At 39.3% G+C, this 18,959-nt stretch carries 17 protein-coding genes; 2 read left to right on the top strand and 15 right to left on the bottom strand.

Annotated elements, in window-relative coordinates:
* Positions 1 to 83 precede the first annotated feature (83 nt).
* The 11 genes from IGI38_RS05410 to IGI38_RS05360 all read right to left on the bottom strand — a co-directional run bounded on the left by IGI38_RS05410 (position 84) and on the right by IGI38_RS05360 (position 11,953).
* On the bottom strand, positions 84 to 431 hold the full coding sequence (locus IGI38_RS05410) for a YlbG family protein (RefSeq protein WP_438730325.1): 348 nt from the start codon (positions 429 to 431) through the stop codon (positions 84 to 86).
* Positions 418 to 843, bottom strand: a complete 426-nt coding sequence (locus IGI38_RS05405) for a YlbF family regulator (RefSeq protein WP_438730323.1) — start codon at positions 841 to 843, stop codon at positions 418 to 420. Before IGI38_RS05405 ends, IGI38_RS05410 begins: the two co-directional genes overlap by 14 nt.
* A gap of 1 nt (position 844) precedes the next feature.
* The gene (locus tag IGI38_RS05400) at positions 845 to 1,951 is read right to left on the bottom strand and encodes a CAP-associated domain-containing protein (protein ID WP_438727623.1); all 1,107 of its coding nucleotides are present in this window, start codon (positions 1,949 to 1,951) and stop codon (positions 845 to 847) included.
* 34 nt (positions 1,952 to 1,985) lie between these two features.
* A complete protein-coding gene (locus tag IGI38_RS05395; RefSeq protein WP_438727620.1) occupies positions 1,986 to 5,408 on the bottom strand; it encodes a pyruvate carboxylase in 3,423 nt (1,140 codons plus the stop codon).
* A gap of 5 nt (positions 5,409 to 5,413) precedes the next feature.
* Positions 5,414 to 6,604 carry an FtsW/RodA/SpoVE family cell cycle protein gene (locus IGI38_RS05390; RefSeq protein WP_438727617.1) on the bottom strand — a complete coding sequence of 397 codons (1,191 nt, stop codon included), beginning with the start codon at positions 6,602 to 6,604 and terminating at the stop codon, positions 5,414 to 5,416.
* A gap of 3 nt (positions 6,605 to 6,607) precedes the next feature.
* Positions 6,608 to 6,910: a DUF1507 family protein gene (locus tag IGI38_RS05385; protein WP_438727614.1), complete on the bottom strand. Its 303-nt coding sequence runs from the start codon at positions 6,908 to 6,910 to the stop codon at positions 6,608 to 6,610.
* 454 nt (positions 6,911 to 7,364) lie between these two features.
* The gene (gene typA / locus IGI38_RS05380) at positions 7,365 to 9,206 is read right to left on the bottom strand and encodes a translational GTPase TypA (protein WP_438727612.1); all 1,842 of its coding nucleotides are present in this window, start codon (positions 9,204 to 9,206) and stop codon (positions 7,365 to 7,367) included.
* 111 nt (positions 9,207 to 9,317) lie between these two features.
* A complete protein-coding gene (locus IGI38_RS05375) occupies positions 9,318 to 10,082 on the bottom strand; it encodes an inositol monophosphatase family protein (RefSeq protein WP_438727609.1) in 765 nt (254 codons plus the stop codon).
* A gap of 10 nt (positions 10,083 to 10,092) precedes the next feature.
* Entirely contained in the window at positions 10,093 to 10,362 is a 270-nt protein-coding gene (locus IGI38_RS05370; protein ID WP_438727606.1) for a UPF0223 family protein, read from the bottom strand.
* Positions 10,363 to 10,434: 72 nt separating this feature from the next.
* Positions 10,435 to 11,034 carry a sugar O-acetyltransferase gene (locus tag IGI38_RS05365; RefSeq protein ID WP_438730320.1) on the bottom strand — a complete coding sequence of 200 codons (600 nt, stop codon included), beginning with the start codon at positions 11,032 to 11,034 and terminating at the stop codon, positions 10,435 to 10,437.
* 55 nt (positions 11,035 to 11,089) lie between these two features.
* Positions 11,090 to 11,953, bottom strand: a complete 864-nt coding sequence (locus tag IGI38_RS05360) for an Rgg/GadR/MutR family transcriptional regulator (protein ID WP_438727603.1) — start codon at positions 11,951 to 11,953, stop codon at positions 11,090 to 11,092.
* A 258-nt stretch (positions 11,954 to 12,211) separates the two neighbouring features.
* Between IGI38_RS05360 and IGI38_RS05355 the strand changes: the two genes are divergently transcribed.
* Both IGI38_RS05355 and IGI38_RS05350 read left to right on the top strand, forming a co-directional pair.
* Entirely contained in the window at positions 12,212 to 12,847 is a 636-nt protein-coding gene (locus tag IGI38_RS05355; RefSeq protein ID WP_438727600.1) for a GPP34 family phosphoprotein, read from the top strand.
* A 32-nt stretch (positions 12,848 to 12,879) separates the two neighbouring features.
* Positions 12,880 to 13,467: a DUF3267 domain-containing protein gene (locus IGI38_RS05350; protein ID WP_438727597.1), complete on the top strand. Its 588-nt coding sequence runs from the start codon at positions 12,880 to 12,882 to the stop codon at positions 13,465 to 13,467.
* 256 nt (positions 13,468 to 13,723) lie between these two features.
* On the opposite strand, the gene lpdA is transcribed toward IGI38_RS05350, so the two are convergent.
* The 4 genes from lpdA to pdhA are packed head-to-tail and all read right to left on the bottom strand — an operon-like array spanning position 13,724 to position 18,896.
* Complete coding sequence (lpdA, locus tag IGI38_RS05345) at positions 13,724 to 15,130, bottom strand: dihydrolipoyl dehydrogenase (RefSeq protein WP_438727594.1); 1,407 nt, start codon at positions 15,128 to 15,130, stop codon at positions 13,724 to 13,726.
* 7 nt (positions 15,131 to 15,137) lie between these two features.
* On the bottom strand, positions 15,138 to 16,790 hold the full coding sequence (locus IGI38_RS05340; RefSeq protein WP_438727591.1) for a dihydrolipoyllysine-residue acetyltransferase: 1,653 nt from the start codon (positions 16,788 to 16,790) through the stop codon (positions 15,138 to 15,140).
* Between the two features lie 16 nt (positions 16,791 to 16,806).
* Positions 16,807 to 17,784, bottom strand: coding sequence for an alpha-ketoacid dehydrogenase subunit beta (locus tag IGI38_RS05335; protein ID WP_438727589.1), 978 nt, complete (start codon positions 17,782 to 17,784; stop codon positions 16,807 to 16,809).
* A 2-nt stretch (positions 17,785 to 17,786) separates the two neighbouring features.
* Positions 17,787 to 18,896: a pyruvate dehydrogenase (acetyl-transferring) E1 component subunit alpha gene (gene pdhA / locus IGI38_RS05330; protein WP_438727586.1), complete on the bottom strand. Its 1,110-nt coding sequence runs from the start codon at positions 18,894 to 18,896 to the stop codon at positions 17,787 to 17,789.
* Between the last annotated feature and the right edge of the window lie 63 nt (positions 18,897 to 18,959).

Here is an 18,959-nt window from a genome sequence, read left to right as displayed (position 1 = left end):
TTACTTCATAGTTCTTCTGATATTGTTATTATCAAAGAAAAAGATGAAAAATGTTTGAATAAATCAGACATTTTTCACCTTACTTAGACTGTTTCAGCTAATCGAATTTTTGTATTAGCTTCCACGACATCCAATTCATCGTCATCTTTAACTTGATAAGCTGCCTTCGTTCCGATTCGATCCGCAAAATTCATTTCAATATCTGGTCGATATGAACGTTCCACTTGACGTACGAAATGCAATCCTTGCAACTTTTCTTCTGTTTCTTCAACAATTTCTTCGTTTACATATAAAACAATATATTTCATTTTTCTTGAAACAAAATGGATTAGACCAAATCGTTTCAAAGTTTTTAATTGCTTCAAAGAATAGACCCAAACGATTATTCCTCGTCTTTTTTGCATTACGAACTCAGTATTATCCATGACAATTCCCCTTACAACCATGATTCCCTGTTTCAAAAAAAGGGTTCCCGGCATTAACTTTTATCTGCGGTGAGATGGTTTTTGCCAAACATTCGCCGACTTCATCTAACATCTGTTGAAAATCAGTCTCAGCTAAACGATACGCTGCTACTTTTTCATTCAAATCAAGCGCTCGTTTACTAGTACGAACTTTACGCTGTTGTTGACGATAATCAGGCGCATATTCCCCGTACTCTGCAATTTTTTCAAATCTGTTTTTTTCAGCTTGAAATGCTTTTTTTAGCTCTATTACTTCTGAGCACTCATTCATCTTTTTTTTTGCCTGCAGATAGCATTTATAGCTTTGGCTCGCTAAAATCTCTCGAATCAATGCTTGATTCTGATCTTCTAGCTGAAAAAAAGCTTCATTAATAATCAAACTATTCACTATCCTCTGTTTTTTCTGGTTCCTGTAACAAGACTAGCACACTTTCCTGATTAATTGCAACGCCAAGCTCTAAATCCGCAGTCGTAATAACTTCAGCCAAATGCTCATAGCTTATCCAATCAAATAGATTGAATAAAGGATCGACCATTGGTGAGTAGAAAAAACCATATTCATAATCAATTTTCGTATTTTTTGCTAAATCTTTAAACTCAGTCAATGATAATTCAAATGCTAAATTACTCAAATGTGCACCTTGATCAGTTTGCCACTCTTCTAAACGGTCAGAATTCAGTATTTTTTTAGGAGCTGTTAAAAAATTTTTTAAGAGTATCTTACTGTCATCCATCGGCTTTTCTGCTGTTGGTAAATTGTCTAACTTATACATTGTCCGATAGAAATTAATAGAATCAACCAGTCGTTCTTGCTTTTGCAGATTCAAGACATTCCAATCAAGATTACTTTCCTGCACACGATTTGCTAAAGGATTACCGCTGTTTATTTGATAAGGCATCAACCGAAGCAAATTCTCGATGTCTAAATAAACGGCTCCAACCATCTTCTCATTTTCTCCATTGAAAAAAAGGATTGCGAACGTGTCATTGTCAAACGCAACCAACGGACGAAAACGCATATCACTCTCGCTTAATTCAATTGCTACAGGTTCCTCATCATAGCTTAAAGCAAAATCTGCAGATAAATTGATTTGATCTGAAAGCTGGCTAGTGGTCATTCCAAATTTAAATGGCTTGACATCAGCTTTTTTCGCCATTACTTTGATTGCACTGATTTTGCCGGCCTCCACATTTACCTCTAGAATTCCCTGATCTAATGTGTAATCCCGAGTTTGAAAAAAGAAACCACTATCCTCGATCTTCGTTGGCTGCCCAAACTTCTGTTCAAAAGTTTCAATTGGCCGAGAGATATAATTTGCATACCCCTCCGCTTTAATTGTTTGGTGCTTCAAAGCTTTATGTCTAACTACTTGATTCGTTGTCGTGACCGACACCTTTCTCTGTGTAGGAGGAAAGAGGACCGGCTGTAAATAGTAGCCAATCAAAACTAAAAATAGAATACTAAGAAAACCAATCACTCTCTTCACGCGACAACGCTCCTAATTCATACTAAATAAAAAACTATTTTTCTTTCACTTCAATCAATAAATCTCCTGAAGTAATGTTTTCTCCTTCTTCGACATATAAATGCGAAACTTCACCGGCAAAACGAGCATCAATTGATGTTTCCATTTTCATCGCTTCCGTAATTAACAATGGCTGACCCTTTTCGACATGATCGCCTTTTTTAACCAAAACCTTCAATACAGAGCCTGTCATTGTTGCACCAATCTGTTCACGATTCGTTGGTTCCACTTTACGTTTGGTTTGAACTGCACTCTTGATTGAAGCATCTTTCACGACAATTTCACGACGTTGGCCGTTCAAGTTGAAAAATAGAGTCCTATTTCCTTCAACATCAGCCTCGCCGACCTCATCCAGTCGAATAATCAGTGTTTTTCCTTTTTCAATTTGAACATTGATTGTTTCGCCAAGACGCATACCAGTAAAGAAAGTTGGCGTATCTAATAACGTAACATCCGCAAATTGTCCATAAGATTTTTGATAATCTAAAAATACCTGTGGGTACATCAAGTAGCTTAAAACATCAGTCTTACTTGGTTCGAAACCGATTAATCCTTGTAATTCTTGTTTTACTTTTTCAAAATGAACTGGTTCAGCAAATTTCCCTGGACGTTCTTGCATCGCTGGACGACCTTGTAAAATGATTCGTTGTAATTTCTCTGGGAAGCCCCCAACTGGTTGACCCAATTCACCTTGAAAGAAGCTGACAACTGAATCAGGATAGCTTAGTTCGTCACCGTGATCATAGATATCTTGTTCTGTCAGATCATTTTGCACCATGAACAGCGCCATATCACCTACGACTTTTGAAGAAGGAGTTACTTTTACGATATCACCAAACATAATATTTACGGTTTGGTACATTTCTTTAATCTCATCCCATTTTTCACCTAAACCGACAGCTTTAGCTTGTTGTTGTAGATTAGAATATTGCCCACCTGGCATTTCATGATTATACACTTCTGTTTGAGCAGCTATAATGCCATTCTCAAAACTTGCATAATATGGGCGAACATCTTCCCAGTAATGGTTCAATTGACGAACATTTTTCAGGTTCAGATCTGGAGTGCGATCTCCATATTGAAGTGCATAGTACAAACTGCTCATACTTGGCTGGCTAGTTGCACCACTCATTGCGCTTGTTGAAACATCTACGATATCAACGCCTGCCTTAACAGCAGCTGACAACGTGATGACCCCATTTCCAGCAGTATCATGAGTATGCAAATGAATCGGTAAATCGGTCGTTTCTTTTAATTCACTAATCAGATGAAAAGCGGCTTGTGGCTTCAATAGACCTGCCATATCCTTGATTGCAATCACATGTGCCCCAATTGATTCCAATTCTCTCGCCATTTCTTTATAATATTGAACATTGTATTTTGTTCGATTCGGATCTAAGATATCACCTGTATAGCAGATCGCTGCTTCAGCAATTTTACCAGCATCACGAACATACTGAATGCTCTTTTCCATCTGTGGAATCCAATTCAAACTGTCAAAGATGCGGAAAACATCAATTCCGTGATGAGCCGCCTCCTTGATAAATTCTTCCAGTACATTGTCTGGGTAGTTTGAATATCCAACAGCATTTGAACCGCGGAACAGCATTTGCAACAAGGTATTAGGCATAGCTTTACGTAATAATTTCAGACGTTTCCACGGATCCTCAGTCAAGAATCGATAGGCAACGTCAAACGTTGCCCCGCCCCACATCTCGCTTGAAAATAATTCTGGAATACCTTCCCCAGTCGCTTGAGCCACATTTAAAAGATCATGGGTTCGAACACGGGTAGCTAATAAGCTTTGATGTGCGTCACGGAAAGTCGTATCAGTCAATAAGACAGAATCTTGATCTTTGACCCATTTAGCGACTGCTTCAGGGCCATCTTGATCTAAGATATTCTTTGCAGTGACGATTTCTCTTTTTTTGATTCTAGGTGCCCTCGGAGTTTCAAAATAACGTTTTTCTTGTTTTTCTATTCCAGGGAAGCCATTAACCGTGATTTCAGAAATATAACGCATCGTTTTATTTCCACGATCACGCACCCTTGGAAATTCGAATAATTCAGGTGTATTATCTATAAAAGTCGTTTTTGCATTTCCACTTTGAAAAACAGGATGACTAATAACGTTGTGCATAAAAGGAATATTAGTTTTAACTCCACGAATTCGGAACTCAATTAAACAACGTTGCATTTTTTCGATTGCCTGGTCAAAATTCAAAGCATGGGTACACACTTTTACTAATAATGAGTCGAAGTAAGGTGTAACAGTTGCTCCTGCATAAGCATTACCAACGTCTAATCGCACACCAAACCCACCTGGTGAACGATAGGTATCGATTTTTCCAGTATCAGGCATAAATCCGTTCAGTGGATCTTCAGTAGTCACACGACATTGGATCGCCGCTCCAGACATCTGAACATTTTCTTGCTGAGGTAAGCCGATTTCAGTGTGTAAGTCTTGTCCTTGAGCAATCATTAATTGTGAGGTAACAATATCTACACCAGTAATCAGCTCGGTGATCGTATGCTCTACTTGAACCCTAGGATTCACCTCGATGAAATAGAAATTGTCCCCTTCTACTAAAAATTCCACTGTTCCAGCATTGACATACCCAACGTGCTTCATCAATTGAACAGCTGCTTGACAGATTTTTTCCCGTTGTTCATCATTTAAAGAAATGCACGGAGCTACTTCGACAACTTTTTGATGGCGACGCTGAACAGAGCAATCGCGTTCAAATAGGTGGAGTACATTTCCGTGCGTATCTCCCAAAATTTGAACTTCGATATGTTTAGGATTAGCAACATATTTTTCGACATAAATTTCATCATTGCCAAAAGCCGCTTTAGCTTCACTTTTAGCACGATCATAGCCTTCTCGAGCTTCCTTTTCATCATGAGCCACACGCATCCCGCGTCCACCGCCGCCTAAAGCCGCTTTGATCATGATTGGATAACCATGCGATTCAGCAAACTCTAGAACACCTTCGATCGTATCCACTGGACCATCTGAACCAGGAATTGACGGAATTCCCGCTTCTAGGGCAGCAGTTTTAGCCTTGATCTTATCGCCGAAAATATCTAAGTGATGCAATTCTGGGCCTACGAAGATCAGGCCTTCTTCACTACAACGTTTCGCGAATTCTAAATTTTCTGAAAGGAAGCCATAACCTGGATGGATCGCGTCCACCCTTGCTTCTTTTGCCACTCGAATAATATCTTCAATATCTAAATACGCATCAATCGGTTTCTTCCCCTTACCAACTAAATACGCCTCATCAGATTTGAAACGGTGGACCGAATATTGATCCTCCTCTGCAAAAATTGCTACCGTTTTAATGTTTAATTCACTACACGCACGAAATACCCGTGTCGCAATTTCTCCTCTATTTGCCACCAATACCTTTTTCATGCACTTCACTCCTGACTTTTTAAGTATTCATACTCAATTGCAAGTTTTGTACGTTTCTCATCCGCACTGATATTCAATGCAAAAGCTACGCCAACTGACAATACAAGTAAGCTATTTCCTCCTTGACTTAAAAAAGGGAACGTAATCCCAGTCAATGGAATAATTCCTAAAATACCACCAAGATTAATAAAAACCTGTAACAACAACAAACTTCCAATTCCAATACAAATCAATGAATTGAAAGGTTTTTTCGAACGAATCCCAACCAAGTAAATTCGTGCGATCATAAAAATCAAAATTGCTAATATAATCAAAGCCCCAATCAAACCGACTTCTTCTATTACAATAGAAAAAATAAAATCCGTATGAGCTTCACTTAAAAAACCTTTTTTCTCAATACTATTTCCTAATCCACGACCAAACCAACCACCATTAAACATAGCGTAATAACCATTGACCATTTGGTGTCCTTGATCTAGCTCATACTTAAAGGGGTTTTTGAAACTCTCAAACCGACTAACAATGTATGCTAATCTTTTAGGGAAAATCGCCTCGCCAAAATGAGTTAATAGTTCAATAACTAAAAAACTTCCAACAATTCCAGCGACACCAATTATCAAACTGTAGACCCAGTTCACACCACTGGCAAGTAATAAAATCAATGCTAGTAAAGTAATAATCGCTGCATTTCCCATATCAGGTTGTACCGCTACTAAAAAAATCATTGCAAAAACCAACATCAGTGGACGTTTCATATCACTAACAAAATTATCTTGAATTGTTTCTTGACGTTTCGATAAAATATAGGACATATACCAAACAACCATGATCTTTAAATACTCTGCCGGCTGCATACTGAACGATCCGATCTTGATCCACCCTTTAGCACCATTGATTTCATCACCAATAAAAAAGACAACAATCAACAGTATAAAAATCAAGTAAGTCGCAAAAATAATTAACTGCTGGCTCTTCAATACATCTGTTTTCATCTTGTACATTAAGCTGATGGCAATTAAGCTTAAGACCCAAAAAATCCCTTGATTCATTACTAGACTTGTTGGATTCGCATTATTTGTAATTAATAAATAGGAAGTTGAACTATAAACAAAAATTAAACCAATAATAGTTAAAATCAAATAAGGGATCAAAATACTATAATCCAAAAAATGACGTTTCTTTATCTTTGTCGGCAAGAGTTAAGCCTCCCAGCCGGTATCATTCATGTCCTGACGAGTTTCGTACAATTCAGTATATAAACGATTTAACTCTGCTTCTAAATCGCTAAGCATTTGCTGCCCTTCTCCTCGCTTTAAGATACCTACTTTTTCAGCAAAGAACACTTGACGTGAGAAGCCATACATTTGCGTATCAACGACTTCCTCAAAAGCTTTACATTGGGAGATACAAAGACTATTTGTTTGATTACGAATCAACAACTTGATCCGATTAGCATCCTCTTGCAACACTTTAATGGCAAAATCAGAAGAAATATTTTCCATTTTGCTTCCCTCCTATCTTGATTTCAACATTATAACATAGAAAAAAAATAAAAAGGGGAAAAATACGTGATACTAAGCTTTTTCTATACTCTTCGTTCGGGTTTTGACTTTTACACAACTAAAGAAATATTACGAAGAGATTACAATCCAGAAACTTTATATGAAAACGCGAAAAATCAATTCTTTTTGCGATCGCCCGCGTGAAACAAACGCGAAATATGAAACATAACGAATTATTTTATTTTTAGACAGATACTTTAAGGCATCATTAAGTTAGATATTTCATATTAATGAGTGACTTGTTTCTAAAATATCAAAAAAGGAGCATCCGTATCTATGCTCCTCTAAAAAGATATAAAAAGGACTACACGCTCAATGAAATCACCAAAAGATTTAGATGTTAGATCTAACTCCTTTTAATCAGTTCATAATTGTGTAATCCTTTAATTGTTAATTAATCTACAGCAACTTTGCGTTTCTTAGCTGCTTTTTCACGTTCAGACTTATTTAGAATTTGTTTACGTAACCGGATCGATTCAGGTGTGATCTCACAATATTCATCATCATTTAAGAATTCTAATGATTCTTCTAATGTTAAAATCCGAGGTTTTTTGATGACTGATGTTTGGTCTTTATTAGCTGAACGAACATTAGTCATTTGTTTTGCTTTCGTGATGTTTACGCCAAGGTCTTTATCGCGGCTGTTCTCACCAACAATCATGCCTTCGTAAATTTCCGTCCCTGGTTCAACGAAGACCGTTCCACGTTCTTCAACGCTCATAATTGAGTACATTGTTGCTTTACCCGAATCAACAGAAACCAATGCGCCATTACGACGTCCGCCGATTACGCTTTGGATAACTGGCAAGTATTGGTCAAATGTATGGCTCATGATTCCGTATCCACGAGTCATTGATAAGAATTCAGTCGTGAATCCTAATAAACCACGAGCAGGCGCTAAGAAGATAAGACGAATCTGACCATTACCAGAATGAACCATATCTTGCATTTCAGCTTTTCGCTGACCTAATGCTTCAATCACGCTACCCATGTATTCTTCAGGTGTATCGATTTGAACTCGTTCGAACGGTTCACATTTTACGCCATCTACAATTTTCTCGATAACTTCTGGACGTGATACTTGTAATTCATAGCCTTCACGACGCATGTTCTCAATCAAAATTGATAAATGCAATTCCCCACGACCTGAAACAGTCCAAGCATCTGGCGAATCCGTATTTTCAACACGCAATGAAACGTCTGTGTGTAATTCTGACATCAAACGTTCTTCAATTTTACGAGATGTTACATATTTCCCTTCACGACCTGCAAATGGCGAGTTGTTCACCAAGAACGTCATTTGCAACGTTGGTTCATCAATGTGTAGGATTGGTAAGGCTTCTTGATGGTCAACAGGAGTAACTGTTTCTCCAACGAAGATGTCTTCCATCCCAGAAACGGCGATCAGATCACCAGCTTTTGCTTCTTGAACTTCTAAACGTTGTAATCCGAAGAACCCAAAGATTTTCGTCACACGGAAATTTTTAATCGAACCGTCAAGCTTCATCACAGAAACTTGGTCGCCGACCTTCATTTTCCCGCGGAACACGCGGCCAATACCGATACGGCCCACATAGTCATTGTAGTCTAATAATGAAACTTGGAATTGCAATGGCTCGTCGCTGTTGTCAACAGGAGCAGGAATTTTTTCAATAATGGTATCGAAAACAGGAGCCATAGTTGGTTCTTGTTCTTCGGGATTGTCTGATAAGCTAGACGTTCCATTGATCGCTGAAGCATAAATCACTGGAAAATCTAATTGATCATCATCCGCACCTAATTCGATAAATAATTCTAATACTTCATCGACTACTTCTTCTGGACGAGCAGAAGGTTTATCAATTTTATTAACAACAACAATTGGAGTCAAATGTTGCTCTAAGGCTTTTTTCAATACAAAACGTGTTTGTGGCATTGTACCTTCATAAGCATCTACAACTAACAAAACGCCATCGACCATTTTCATGATACGTTCCACTTCGCCACCGAAATCGGCATGTCCTGGTGTATCCATGATGTTGATTTTGTAGTCTTTGTAGTTTACTGCTGTATTTTTCGCTAAGATCGTGATTCCACGTTCTTTTTCTAATGCATTTGAATCCATTGCACGTTCTTGTAGGTTAACGTGGCTATCAAGGGTATCTGATTGTTTAAGCATTTCATCAACTAATGTTGTTTTACCATGGTCGACGTGGGCGATAATGGCCACGTTGCGGATATCTTCTCTGTAATTCAATTTTAATTGCTCCTTTTCTTGTAACGCGAGACTCACTCGATTGACAATTATAACAGAAAATCATTAAGAGTGTTAGTAAAACATTTTCATTTTTTCAGAAAAATTCTTTTCTTAATAATTCTCTTTATCAAACGCTTGAATTTCCGCCATCGCCGCTTGAGTAGCACCGATGAAGAACTCGCGTCCTCTGAAGCTTAATCGGGCTTGGTTAGCTCCACAGAAACTCATTCCCAGCTGTTCCATCATAATTCCTCCAGCAGCATAATCCCAAGGGCTAAGAGAGCTGATATAGCCAATCTGAGTACCTTTTAAAATAGCAATAAAATCTAATCCTGCACAGCCTAATACCCGAATGCCCAATGAAGTTTTACCGATTTCTTGGGCATGATAAAGATTCTTACGGTAAATTGCCGCATTCATCCCGATTAAACCTTCACTCAGTCCCTTATTCTCGGGTGTTGAAATCTCTTCCTTATTACGATAAACTTTACCGACTTTCGGCCCACCCCAAAAAAGATCATCGCGCATAACATCGTAGATAAAACCTAACTGACCGATACCTTCTTCATAAACAGCAATCATGATACAAAAATTCTCTTGCTGCATTACAAAATTCAATGTACCATCAATTGGATCAATCACGAACACTCTTCCTTGATCAATCGGGGTTTCATCTTGTCCATTTTCTTCACCTAAAATTTTCGCTTCTGGGTCAAAGGCCTTGATCTTGCTGACGATAAAATTTTGTGTCTCCTTATCGACGTTCGTGACCAGATCCGTCCGCCCGCTTTTTTTATCGACCCTTAATGCACCACCTAGTCCGGCTTTGATTCCTTCTGCCGCTTCATAGATCCAGCTAATAATCTCTTCTTCCATCTTAATCCTCCTACAGCTTAAATCGCTTGGTCGTCGCAGTTTTTGCTCTTTGTACAGTCCGGTACAAAGAGTAGCCGCTGACGTTTTCAAATTCGCGTCCGATCCGCTTTTCTTCGCCAATACTTTTTATAACTGTTTTAAATTTTTTATACCCCGTCAAAAACGCTTCACTTTCAATCCCAGTCTCATTTGCTGTTTCAACGAGATTCAAAAAATTGATGACTGTCACGATCTCCTCGTGTGTCCAATCCTCATCGATTGGGTAACCATAATTTGCCATTGATCCACACTCCATTCGAAAATAGTTTACCATAGAAAAACAAAAGCTTTTATTTAAAGCTTTTAACTGAAACTATTTTCTAATGGAGAGATAATCCGTTTTATCTTCTTCGGTGATTCCTCTCAAAACACGGCAAGGATTTCCGGCCGCAATGACATTTTCCGGGATACTTTTAGTTACGACACTGCCAGAACCGATGATCGTATTCTTCCCGATTGTCACCCCTTGATTGATGATGACATTTGCGCCGACCCAAACCTTATCTTCAATCACCACATTTTTAGAATAACATCCGCCCGCCACTCGTTCTTTAGGATCGGTGGCATGATTCGTAGTAAAAATCCCCACACGCGGGCCAAAAAGGACATCATCCCCTAAATGAATCTCACCGCCATCTAATAAAATACAGTCAAAATTAGCATAGAAACGATCACCGATATAAATGTTTTTACCAAATTCGCAACGGAAATCGGGTTCGAAATGAGCCAATTCTCCGACTGAACCTAATAATGCTTGCAGAATTTTCGTTCTCTTTTGTTCATCTTTGCCATATAAAGCGTTGTATTCTTTAGTGGCTTTGACAGCCATTTTCCTGGTTTCGATGAATACAGGTGACAAGTCATCGTACATTTTTCCTGATTTTGAAACGTCGAAACCTAATAAATCATTCATCATTTAACTCCGATCTTTAAAGAATTCTTTTTTGAGATAAGTTGAATTGCCTCTTTTATTGTGCTTTTTTCACTTGTGCAAGCGTTGACTGATAGAGAATATTTAGTCGATTGCCATAATTCATGTAGCCACAATCTTCTACAAAAATATCAATGATCCGTTCGCACTGTTGCTGTCCTTTAGGATTATTCTTTTTGACTAGTAACAAGCCGTAAACAAACCTCGCATATAAATCATGATGGATATATTTTAAATCACGATTCGGCGTCAATTTTTCCAAATATTCTAAAAGAATCTTTTCCGCCTGATCTAAATGATTTTCCTCAATCAAGTAACGAGTTAAATGCAGCAACGCATCATAACGCCACTTTCTCATTTCGAAACTGCCGTCATGCTGTTTTACTAAGCGTTTGGCGTAAAAATACGCCTCCTCCGGCTTAAAAAGATCGCCATTATAAGTAATCAAAAAGAACTCGAACTTTCCCCATGTTTCTGTTTCTCTCAAATAATCAGCGATCGGGGTCAAATCAACCGTATAGCTAGGCAAAAAAATATAATTATAGAAGCGTTTTCCGATGAGCGCAGCAAAAAGAAATCTTTCTTCATGCGTTTGCTGATACATTTCCTCCTGATTTTCAACGAATTTCTTTAATAAAAAAGAGTTCCCAGCATGATAAGATCGATCAATCTCTTCTTCGATCCTATACAACCAAACATCCATACTATCGTCAATTTCAAAAACAAATTCATCAAAGGTCGTATTTAACCGACTTAACAATTGAAGTAAATTTGAAAAGCGAATATCACCATTTTCCCGCTCATACTTCCGTAAAAATTGAGGTGTCACGATCCCGTCTGAGGTATTCATAATCGATTGATTTTTCTTTTCTCGAAATTCTTGAAAAAATTTCCCCGTCACTGTTTTCACTCTCCTATTTTATGTTCGCACTAATCTATGGATTTTCAAGTCGTATACCCTTTTATCGACTCGTTAAGACAATAGAGTTGACAACTCAGCAGCTCATAAAATCGGCTGAGCGAAACTATTGTTTCCGTTATCTTAGAATACCATGGAAAAACAACCAGAAAATCAAATTATTGAAAATATTGTTTCAAAAAAGTAGATTTTTTTCACGAACAGCTATACTTTAGTAAAATGAATAAGGGAGCAATTAAAATGAATAATCTTAGTTTATCTCAACAATATTTACTTTTCACCATGAATCGCCAAGGAAAGATTTCTTCAGTCAATTACTACGTGGGTATGTGCTTAGTCATGGCCGGATTGTTGGATTTACAAAAAACGGGTGTAATCGAACTGGACAAAAAAGAGATCATCGTCCATTCACAGGATCTTCCCACCGATATCCAATATCTTGATTGTCTTTTAGAAAAGGTCATAAGTCTTAAGAGGAAACGTATTGAAAAAATCGCCACTGCTTATGGCGCGACATTCTTCGAAAAGGATCTCAAGCAATTAGTCTCACAGATCCGCAGTTCGCTTATCGATGCTGATGAGGTGGCTGTTAAGAATGATTCAACATCTCTTGCTTATATCGCGAAGGAAGTCACGATCTCAAAAATAGTCGCTCGTTTAGAAAATCTGAATCAAATGGATCACGATGGTTTATCACTAGCAATTTTATTAAAAAAATCGAGTATCTTGAAAAAATATATTGATAAAGATGTGCGAAAAGTGCTTGACATGAAAATCAAAAAAGTCAAGAAAGATCCGGTTTCTCAACAAACACAAACGATGCTCTCCCAGCTTGATTGGTTAGTAGGATCGCTTGTTGTGGTTACAAGCGTTTAGATAAAGAGTGTTTTTAGAAATGAGGCGTAAAAATGAACGAACATCAGAAAGAATTTCAAAAAATGAAAGTAGCGTTGCTGCAAGAAGGCTATAAGGAGAAAGATGTGACTTTTACTGCAAAGAAAGCCACTGCGCTCGGATTACTCTACTCTTTACCCTTTATCATGATTCTCATTTTGATTTATCGTTTTTTATTAGTCGGACGAGCACATTTGACAGAAATCACCGTACCTTCATTTTATCTCACATTTTTTGCGATCGTAGTGATCTCAGTAATGATTCACGAGCTATTACACGGAATCGGCTGGGCCTTTTCAAGCGGTAACGGTTGGAATGTGGTGCGTTTCAACATCAGTGCTCTAATGCCCTCCTGTACGTGTAAATCGGTGTTAGAAAAACGTCAGTATCTAATTGGTGCGTTGTTACCATTGATTGTCTTAGGAACCGTCAGTGTACTCTTCCTAGTCATCTATCCAGGAACTATTTCATTTCTGACCATGATTGTTAACTTCGTCGCGGCTGGCGCGGATTTGATCATCGCTTTTAACGTTTCAAAGGAAGAAAATAGTTTAATCGTCGATCATCCGATTGAGGCAGGATATATTGCTTTTTATAAATAAAACCAGTTCATGATTTTGTCTCTACCAATTTTTTTAAGGATAGTTTGAAACCTAATCTCTGTTAAGGCACTAAATTTTTTACCCAGAAAAAACGATTTATTGTCGTACACATATGATTTTGCTAAACAATTCGTCCGATAGTTCATCTCAAAGATCATAAATAAATCTTGTATCTCTAATAGACTGAAAAAAAAAAGAAACTCGCAAAAAAAGTCAAAATCCTATTGAAAATGGATTTTGACTTTTTGTTTTTAATTTAAATATGAATCGGCATACCTAATGCCAATTCTGATGCGTCCATCACGATTTCGCCTAATGATGGATGTGGATGAATCGTCAATGCGATATCTTCCGCGTTCATACCAGATTCAATGGCTAGAGCAAGTTCTGAAATCATATCACTAGCTCCGACTCCGGCGATTTGACCGCCGATGATGACATTATCATCAACTGTAGTTACTAAACGGATAAAACCTTCTGTCTTGCCTAGTGACAAGGCACGGCCGTTACCAGAGAATGGGAATTTGAAAGCTTTCGCTTCAAGTCCTGCTTCTTTGGCTTCCTTGATAGTCATCCCAACAGAAGCTAATTCTGGATCAGTAAATGCTACAGCCGGCATTGCTCTATAATCAACGGCCACTTTCTTGCCTGAAATGGCTTCTGCCGCAATTTTCGCTTCATAGCTGGCTTTATGAGCTAAAGCTGCACCAGGAACGATGTCCCCAATCGCGTAGATACTTGATACGTTTGTGCGACCTTGCTTGTCCACTGTAATCAAACCACGATCAGTCATTTCAACGCCGGCTTGTTCTAAGCCCATGTCATTCGTATTTGGACGTCGACCAACAGTGACCATTACGTAGTCTGCATCGATCGTTTCTTCTTTTCCATCCACTTCATAACGAACGGTTACGCTGTCGCCGTTATCAACGGCTTCGCGAGCCATTGCTGAGGTTACGACTTTGATGCCTTTTTCTTTAAAGTCTTTTTCAACCAATTGCACCATGTCTTTTTCGTAAGTCGGTAAAATTTGTGGTGTACCTTCAAGGATAGTAACTTCAGCGCCTAGGTTGGCATATGCGCCGCCTAATTCAGCACCGATGACTCCGCCCCCGATGATCACGAATTTTTCTGGAACTTCTTCCAATGATAATCCGCCAGTTGAATCCAACACACGTCCGCCAAATTTAAAACCGGGAATCTCGATTGGACGAGAACCAGTCGCAACGATGGCATTGTTAAAGGAATATGTTTGCGCTGAATCTGGATGGATCACACGTAAGTTTTTATCATCAACGAAGAAAGCTTCTCCTTCAATGATTTCGACTTTGTGTTTTTTTAACAGGAATTTTACGCCGGTCGTTAATTTATTTACGACGCCGTTTTCTTTCCATTCTTGCGTTTTCGTAAAATCTAAGTTTACGTTCTCGCTGCTGACACCAAACATTGATGAATCAAGCGCGTCTTGATAATGATGTCCGGCAGAGATCAACGCTTTTGAAGGAACACAACCGACGTTTAAACAAACACCGCCAATGTATTCACGTTCAATGATCGCTACTTTTTGTCCCATTTCAGCGGCGCGGATGGCGGCAACATAGCCGCCAGGTCCAGCACCGATTACTACTGTATCTAATTCAATGGCAAAATCTCCAACTACCATGATTTTATCATCCTTCCATTAATAGTAATTCTGGATCAGCTAATAAACGTTTGATATTGTTCATAGCCTTTTGCGCTGTCGCGCCATCAACGATGCGATGGTCGAAGCTTAATGAAAGTTTCATTACACGGCCAACCGCTAATTCACCTTCTGCATTCACGATTGGTTGTTGTGCGATCGTACCAACGCCTAAAATAGCTACTTCAGGGTAGTTGATTACTGGTGTGAACCAGCCGCCGCCAACAGATCCGATGTTTGAGATAGTGATCGTACCGTTACGCATATCATCAGCAGCTAATTTACCATCATGAGCCAATGCAGCTTTTTCATTGATTTCATCGGCGATCTTGAACATACCTTTTGTATCGGCATTTTTCACGTTTGGAACATACAATCCATGATCCGTATCTGTCGCGATACCGATGTTGTAGTAATTCTTATACACGATTTCTTGGGCAGTATCATCGATCGATGCATTCAAGACGGGATATTTTTTGACTGTTGCAGTCAAAGCTTTCACCACATATGGTAAGAAGGTCAATTTCGTGCCATTGTCCAAAGCCACTTGTTTGAACTTCTTACGATGATCCCAAAGTTTAGAAACTTCAACTTCATCATGTAACGTTACATGCGGAGCTGTATGCTTGCTGTTGACCATTGCTTTAGCAATTGCTTTACGTGTTGGTGTCATCTTCTCGCGGGTTTCCATTTCGCCCATGTTAGAAGTAAATAGTTGAGCAGGTTTTTCCGCTTTCGCTACTGGAGCACTTGAAGCTGCCGCTATCGATTCAGTTGCTTGTGCTTCTGATTTAGCTGCAGCTGCTTGTCCGCCGCCGGAAACAAATGCGTCGATGTCTTCTTTGACAATCCGTCCGCCTTTGCCGCTTGCTGTTACTTGCGTAATATCTACATCTTTTTCACGAGCATATTGACGAACAGATGGCATAGCCAACACACGTTTGTCAGGATTACTTGCTTCAACGACTGAAGAATCAACTTTTGCTTCCGCTTTCGGAGCTCCTGCTGATGCTGCTGATTCTGTTGAAGAAGCACTGGAGTCATTATGTCCAGGTGCATCGATCTCAACTAAAACGTCGCCAACATTGGCAACTATTCCTTCATCAACGATGATTTTTTTGATCGTTCCTGATACAGGTGATGGAATCTCTTCCACTGATTTATCATTTTGAACTTCTAATAACGTATCGTCTTCATTGATCGTATCGCCAGCTTTGACGAACCATTTAACGATCTCACCTTCTGCGATCCCTTCACCGATATCCGGTAATTTGAATTGGAATACTCCGCCGCCAGCGTTGTTGCTTTCAACTTTTCCGCTTTCAGCAGTTGGTTCAGCTGCTGGAGCAGCAGGTGTTTGCGATTCCGCAACTACGCCTGAGTCACCTTCGTTGTCTTCGTGTCCAGGTGCATCAATTTCAACGAGAACGTCGCCAACATTCGCAACTGTTCCTTCATCAACGACGATTTTTTTGATTGTTCCTGTCACGGGTGATGGAATCTCTTCCACTGATTTGTCATTTTGTACTTCTAATAAAGTGTCGTCTTCATTGATCGTATCGCCAGCTTTGACGAACCATTTGACGATCTCACCTTCTGCAATGCCTTCACCGATATCAGGCAATTTAAATTGGTAAGCCATTATTTTTCCTCCTATATTAAAACTCTACGATTTCTTTTACTTTCGCTTCAATATCTGCTGCGTTTGGCAACCAGATACCTTCCGCTTGTCCGAATGGGAAAATCGTATCTGGAGCAGAAACACGTCCGATCGGTGCTTCTAGTGAAAGAATTGCCCGTTCAGAAATTTCTGAGATGACTTGCGCAGAAACGCCTGCTTGTTTTTGTGCTTCTTGAACAACCACTACACGACCTGTTTTTTCAACTGAATTAATGATTGTTTCCACATCAAGCGGTGCAACCGTACGTAGATCAATGATTTCTGCATTGATATTTTCTTTCGCTAAATTGTCCGCTGCTTTGATCGCTTCACGAACCATTGCGCCATAAGTAATGATTGAAACATCAGATCCTTCTTTGGTGACAGCTGCTTTATCCAATGGTACTTCATAAATTCCTTCTGGAACTTCTTCACGGAATGAACGATACAATTTCATGTGCTCTAAGAAAACAACTGGGTCATTGTTGCGAATCGATGCGATCAAAAGACCTTTTGCATCATATGGATTTGATGGGATCACTACACGCAACCCTGGTGATTGTGCCATTAATCCTTCTAAGTTATCTGAGTGAAGTTCTGGTGTATGCACACCGCCACCGAATGGTGCACGAATCGTAATCGGCAAATTTCTAGTATTGCCCATACGATAACGAGTACGAGCCATTTGGCCGACAATCTCATCCATCGCTTCAAACACGAAGCCAAAGAATTGAATTTCGGGAACAGGACGGAAGCCTTGCAACGCTAGACCAAATCCCAAACCAGCAATTCCTGATTCAGCTAGTGGTGTATCGAAAACTTGATCTTCGCCAAATTTTTCTTGAAGGCCTTCAGTTGCACGAAAAACTCCACCGTTTTTACCGACGTCTTCACCGAAAATTAATACTTCTTTGTCTTTTTCAAGCATCAGAGCTAAGGCATCTGTAATTGCTTGGATCATTGTTTTTTGTGCCATGATTATTTCGACTCCTTCGCTTCATAGAATTCGATCTGTTCCTTGATATTTTGCGGCTGTACTTCGTACATATTTTTCAAGAAATCAGATACTTTTTGTTTTGGTACTCGGTCAGCATCTGTGATTGCTTGTTTAATTTCCTCTTTTGTAGCGTCAATAACTTGTTCTTCTTGTTCTTCCGACCATAAGCCTTTTTCCGTCAAATATTTACGGAAACGAACCAAGGGGTCCTTCTTCACCCATGCATCATCCATTTCCTTCGAACGGTATCGAGTAGGATCATCACCAGACAATGTATGCGGTCCATAACGATACGTCAGTGTTTCAATCAATACAGGACCATTACCGTTTGCAGCCCATTCACGCGCCTTTTTAGATACGTAGTAAACAGCTAATGGATCCATACCATCAACCTGAATACCTGGGATTCCGGCAGCAACAGATTTTTGCGCTAAAGTTTTAGCAGCCGTTTGTTTTTCACGTGGAGTCGAAATTGCAAAACCGTTATTTTGAATATAAAATACAGCGTTTGCATGATAAGCCCCTGCAAAGTTGATCGCTTCATAGAAGTCACCTTGTGATGAACCGCCGTCACCGGTATAAGTGAAGACAACATTTTTCTGATTGCGTTTCTTCAAACCTAAAGCAACACCGGCAGCTTGCACATATTGTGCACCGATAATGATTTGAGGTGGCAAAGCATTTAAGTCGGCAGGATAATTATTCCCGGCAACATGTCCACGCGACCATAAAAAAGCTTCTGCTAATGGTAATCCGTGTTTGATCAATTGCGGTACATCACGATAACCAGGTAACAGTACATCCTCTTTCTCAAACGCGAAATGACTCGCTAATTGGCTGGCTTCTTGTCCAGCAGTTGGTGCAAAAAATCCTAGACGTCCTTGACGATTCAACGCAGTCGAACGTTGATCTAATACACGGGACCAAACCATCGAGGTCATCAATTCCACAAGTTCATCATCAGACAAATCAGGAACTAAATTTTCATTTACAATTTTTCCGTCTTCGTCAAGCGCCTGGTACACGGGGAAATCCGCGTTTACATCTTTTAGTAAGGCTTCAAAATCAATCGTTAACTCTTTTTCTGCCATGGTGTCACACTTTCCTCTCCTAAATAGAATAAGTCTTGTTCGTAGTGCAACAGCAAATCAATC

The sequence above is a fragment of the Enterococcus sp. AZ128 genome, assembly GCF_051714485.1.
GTDB lineage: Bacteria > Bacillota > Bacilli > Lactobacillales > Enterococcaceae > Enterococcus_A.
Note: the sequence above shows the minus strand (reverse complement) of the source record. Positions and strands in the feature narration are given on the sequence as shown.